Origin of the sequence: Nocardia sp. 2TAF39, from assembly GCF_052114905.1 — a bacterium.
In the GTDB taxonomy this organism is placed as follows: Bacteria; Actinomycetota; Actinomycetes; order Mycobacteriales; family Mycobacteriaceae; genus Nocardia.
Genome location: NZ_JBFRFQ010000099.1, coordinates 1 through 5,384, shown reverse-complemented (window position 1 = coordinate 5,384; position 5,384 = coordinate 1). Strand labels below are relative to the sequence as shown.

1 protein-coding gene is annotated in these 5,384 nt (G+C 68.2%); it reads left to right on the top strand.

Annotated features, from left to right (window positions below; genetic code table 11):
* The coding region (locus tag AB4Z47_RS30275) for a type I polyketide synthase (RefSeq protein WP_441956073.1) at window positions 1–5,384 on the top strand (5,384 nt) is incomplete at both ends.

Genomic DNA, 5,384 nt, shown 5'->3' with positions numbered 1-5,384 from the left:
GCGAGCAATGGTTTGACCGCGCCGAATGGTCCGTCGCAGGAGCGGGTGATCGCCTCGGCGTTGGCGGCTGCCGGGTTGGAGCCGGCTGATGTGGATGTGGTGGAGGCGCATGGGACGGGCACACCGTTGGGTGACCCGATCGAGGCGCAAGCGTTGATTGCGACATACGGCCAGGGTCGTGCAGAGCCGTTGTGGGTCGGGTCGTTGAAGTCGAATATCGGGCATGCACAGGCCGCGTCGGGCGTCGGAGGCGTGATCAAGCTCGTGCAGTCGATGCGGCACGAGACATTGCCGAAGACGTTGCATGTGGATGCGCCGTCGCCGCATGTGGATTGGTCGGCGGGGTCGGTGCGGTTGCTGACGGAGGAGCGGTCGTGGCCCGCGGGTGAGCGGGTGCGTCGGGCGGGCGTGTCTTCGTTCGGGATCAGCGGTACCAACGCGCACCTCATCCTCGAGGAAGCTCCCCCGGGCCCGGAGCGCGCGGTGGAGCCGGTCGCGGCAGACACGCCGCCCGTAGTTTCGGGACGAGTGCCGTTGCTGGTGTCGGCGAAATCCGAAGCGGGACTGCGTGCGCAGGCGGCTCGACTACGCGAATGGTTGGTGGCGCATCCGGAAGCGGAACCGGTGGACGTGGCCCATTCACTGTTGACGACGCGAGCCCGATTGGATCGGCGCGGGGCGGTCGTCGCAGGCGACCGGGACGCCATGCTGGCCGGCTTGGCGGATCTGGCCGCGGGTTCGGCCTCGCCGGGCGTGGCCGAGGGCACACCGGCCAGAGGCAAGATCGCATTCCTGTTCACTGGACAGGGGGCGCAGCGTGTCGGTATGGGCGCCGGGCTGTATGCGGCGTTCCCAGTGTTCGCGTCGGCGTTCGACGAGCTGTGCGCGGAGTTCGATCGGTTGCTGGCACCCTCGTCGCAGGACGTCTCGTTGAAGGACATCATCTTCGGCGACGCGGGCGAGGATCTGCTGCATCGGACGGAGTACACGCAGCCTGCGTTGTTCGCCTACGAGGCGGCGTTGTTCCGGCTCATCGAGTCGTTCGGGATTATCCCGGACGTGCTCATCGGGCATTCGATCGGCGAGCTGGTCGCCGCGTACGCGGCCGGGACGTGGTCGGTGGCCGATGCCTGCGCGCTGGTGGTTGCGCGGGGCCGGTTGATGGGAGCGTTGCCGGCCGGCGGTGCGATGCTTGCCGCCGCGATCACGGAAGAGCGAGCGGTCGAGGCCATCGCTCGGTTCGGTGAGCGGCTGTCGATCGCGGCGGTGAACGGCCCGTCTTCGATCGTGGTTTCCGGTGATGAGGACGCCATCGCGGAGCTGGAGCCGATTCTCGTCGCGGACGGGGTCAGGACTTCACGGTTGCGGGTCAGCCACGCTTTCCATTCCGCATGGATGGATCCCATGCTGCCGGAATTCGAGACCGTTGCCGCTGAGGTGACGTACGGTCGTCCGCTGTTGCCGGTGGTGTCCAACGTGTTCGGCATGGTCGGAGGCGAGGCTTTCGCCGAACCGATGTACTGGGTCGGTCACGTGCGCGACACGGTCCGTTTCGCGCACGGCGTCGACGCCTTGGTGGACATGGGGGTTCGGCGGTTCCTGGAAGTGGGCCCCGACGCCGTGCTGGCGGCGATGACCCGGCAGTGCCTGCCGGAGGAAATCGAATCGAAGTCGTTGGTGGCGGCCTCAGGTCGGCGCGGCGCCGACGAGGTGACGCAATTCCTGACGTTCCTCACGCACGCCCACAACGCTGGCATCGACGTGGACTGGGAGCCGTTGTTCGCCGGTCGGTCCCCGGTGCGGGTTTCGTTGCCGACGTATGCGTTTCAGCATCAGCGTTACTGGCTGGAGGCGGCTCGTCCGGTTGTGCTGGGAAGTGTCGAGCATCCGATCCTGATGGATGCGGTGCCGGTGGCAGGCAAGGACGAATGGCTGTTCACCGGAAAGCTGTCGGACGCCGGTCATCGGTGGATCGCCGATCATGTGGTGTTCGGGACGGCGGTGGTGCCTGCGACGACCTACCTGGAGTTGGCGTCGGCGATCGGTGTGCGGCTGGGCGTGCACACTGTCGAGGAACTGCTGCTGGACATACCGCTGGCTTTCGGGGATCACCCTGTCGATCTGCAGGTCGGTGTCGGGGAGCCCGATCCTGATGGTCGGCGACGCTTCACGATCTACTCCAGGGCCGAGCGGAACGACGATGTCGACGCGTGGGTGCCGCATGCCCGCGGTGTGCTGGCGGGTCCCGCCTCGACAGCGGACGCCGCACCGAGATGGGACGAGCCGGTCTGGCCGCCTGCGGATGCGGAGCAGCTCGATGTGCAGGTTCTGTATCGGCGTATCGCGGGTCTGGGACTGGAGTACGGGCCGGTGTTCCGTGGGGTGCGCGCGGTGTGGCGGCGTGGGGAGGAGATGTTCGCCGAGGTGTCGTTGGACGAGGCCACGGCTGGGCAGGCGTCGGGGTTCGGGATTCATCCGGCGCTGTTCGACGCGTGCCTGCACCCCTCTCTCGACTTCGTCATGGAGGACATCCCCGCGGGTCGGGTTCCGTTGCCGGTGTCGTTCGGCGGCGTGCGATTGTCGCGCACAGGTTCCGGGCCGGTCCGGCTTCACGCGGTCCTGCTGGGCGGCTATCGGGTTCGGATGGACGTGGTGGACGAAGCGGGCGAGCCGGTGGTGAGCGCGGACTCCATCGTGGTGCATCCCGTTGAGCGCCGTACGGTGGACCGCGTTCGGGCCGGCGGTACCTCGCCGCTGTACGGCATGGAGTGGGTGACGGTGCCAGCGCCCTCGCGTGGGGACAGTGGGTCTATGGCGGTGCTCGGCGACGGGAGTGTGCCGGGGATCGATAGTCGATTCGCCGGGGTATACGAACTGGCGGCCGCCGATCACGTTGCGGGATCAGTTGTCTGGGTGGTCGAGGGCGACGAAGACGAATCAGGCGTCGGGGATGGCACGCAGGCAAGTGGGCGGACAGTGAAAGCGGCTTTGGGGCTGTTGAAGTCGTGGCTGTCGGACTCGCGGCTCGCTGAGACGCGGTTGGTCGTGGTGACGCGGAATGCACTGGGCCTGCCGGAAGAGTCGCCCGATCCGGTGTCCGCGGCTGTTGCGGGGTTGGTGCGCAGCGTGCAGGCGGAGCATCCGGGTCGGATCGTGGTGCTCGACCGCGATGGCGAGATCGACGCAGGGGTGGTGTCGGCGGTCGTGGCTGCGGGTGAGCCGCAGGTGGCGGTGCGGGATGGTCGATTGTCGGCGCCGCGGTTGCGTCGAGAATCGGCGTCGACCGATGCGGCCGGGATGTCCTTCGGGGCCGGGACGGTGCTGGTGACCGGGGGTACCAGCGGGCTGGGTGCGATCGTGGCGCGGCACTTGGCGGCGGAGCACGGGGTGCGCCGGCTGTTGCTGGTGTCGCGGCGTGGTCGCGATGCCGAGGGTGTGGCGGAGTTGGTGGCGGAGGTGTCCGCGCTGGGCGCGGTGGTTGACGTGGCGGCGTGCGATGTGGCGGATCGAGGTGCGGTCGAGGCGATGCTGGCGGGAATCCCGTCGGAGTTTCCGCTGTCCGGGATCGTCCACGCGGCGGGCGTAGTGGATGACGGCACCGTAGAGACCTTGACCGCCGAGCAGGTGGATCGGGTGTTCCGTCCGAAGGTGGACGGGGCATGGTTGTTGCACGAATTGACGCGCGATTCGGATCTGTCGGCGTTCGTGGTGTTTTCGTCGGTTGCGGGGGTGGCGGGTTCGCCGGGGCAAGGCAATTACGCGGCGGCGAATGCGTTCGCGGATGCGGTGGTTCGGCTGCGGCGGGCGGCAGGCCTGCCCGGTGTGTCCGTGGCCTGGGGGCCGTGGAACGCAGGCAGCGGGATGACGGGCGACTTGGGTGAAGCCGGGCTGGCGCGGTTGCGGCGGTTGGGTTTTCGCGCGCTCGCCGACACCGACGGGCTGGCGTTGTTCGATGCGGCAGTCGCAGCGGACGTGGCGCTGGTGGTGGGTGCTGAGTTCGATGCGGCGGGATTGGCGGAGGAGGCCGAGACGGGTTCGCTGCCGAAGGTGCTGAGTTCGCTGGTGTCGGTGCCTGCGCGGCCGCGCGTCGACGGCGGGTCGCCGGTGGGGCGGCTCGCGTCGGCGTCGGCCCGGGAGCGCGACGAGGTGGCGCTGGCAGTGGTGCGTGAGCAGGTGGCAGCGGTGTTGGGGCACGCCTCCGTCGAGGCGATCGATGCGGAGGTTCCGTTCACGGAACTGGGTTTCGACTCGTTGGCCGGTGTGGAGTTCCGTAATCGGCTCACCAAGGCCACGGGATTGCAGCTGCCCTCTACCCTCGTCTTCGACCACCCCACCGCCCGTGCAGTGGCGACATTCATCGTGTCCCGGCTCGGCGACGCGCCCGACGCCGAACGGCGGACGACGAGAACCGTCCGCCGAGTACGGACGGACGAACCGATCGCGATCGTCGGGATGAGCTGCCGTTATCCCGGCGGCGTCGGGTCTCCGGACCAGTTATGGGATTTGGTGGCGTCCGGCACGGACGCGATCACGCCCTTCCCCTCGGACCGCGGCTGGGACCTCGAGCGGCTGGTCCACCCAGACCCGGACAAGCCTGGAACCACCTATGTCCGGGAAGGCGGATTCTTGACCGAGGCGGGTGCTTTCGACGCCGGTTTCTTCGGTATCAGTCCACGCGAGGCGACGGCCATGGATCCGCAGCAACGGCTGATGCTGGAGTCCGCCTGGGAGGCGTTGGAGGACGCGGGTATCGATCCGGTGACGTTGCGCGGCAGTGAAACCGGTGTGTTCGTCGGTGCTACTCCGTCGGGCTATGCCGAGCGGGTGGTCGGCGAACACGAAGGTTTTCGGATGACCGGAAATTCGGACAGCGTGATCTCCGGCCGGGTCTCTTACGTGTTCGGTTTGCAGGGACCGGCGATGACGGTGGACACGGCGTGCTCGTCGTCGCTGGTGGCGCTGCACCTGGCGTGCCATGCGTTGCGGCAGGGAGAAGCGCCGCTGGCACTGGCAGGCGGTGTCACGGTCTCAGGAAGCCCGGAGTTGTACGTGGACTTCGCGCGCCAGCGGGGCCTGGCCGCTGATGGGCGGTGCAAGTCGTTCTCCGCCGGCGCGGATGGTGTTGGGTGGKCSGAGGGTGTGGGGGTGTTGGTCCTCGAGCGGTTGTCGGATGCKCGGCGGTTGGGGCACAACGTCCTTGCCGTGGTCCGGGGTTCGGCGGTGAATCAGGACGGCGCGAGCAATGGTTTGACCGCGCCGAATGGTCCGTCGCAGGAGCGGGTGATCGCCTCKGCGTTGGCGGCTGCCGGGTTGGAGCCGGCTGATGTGGATGTGGTGGAGGCGCATGGGACGGGCACACCGTTGGGTGACCCGATCGAGGCGCA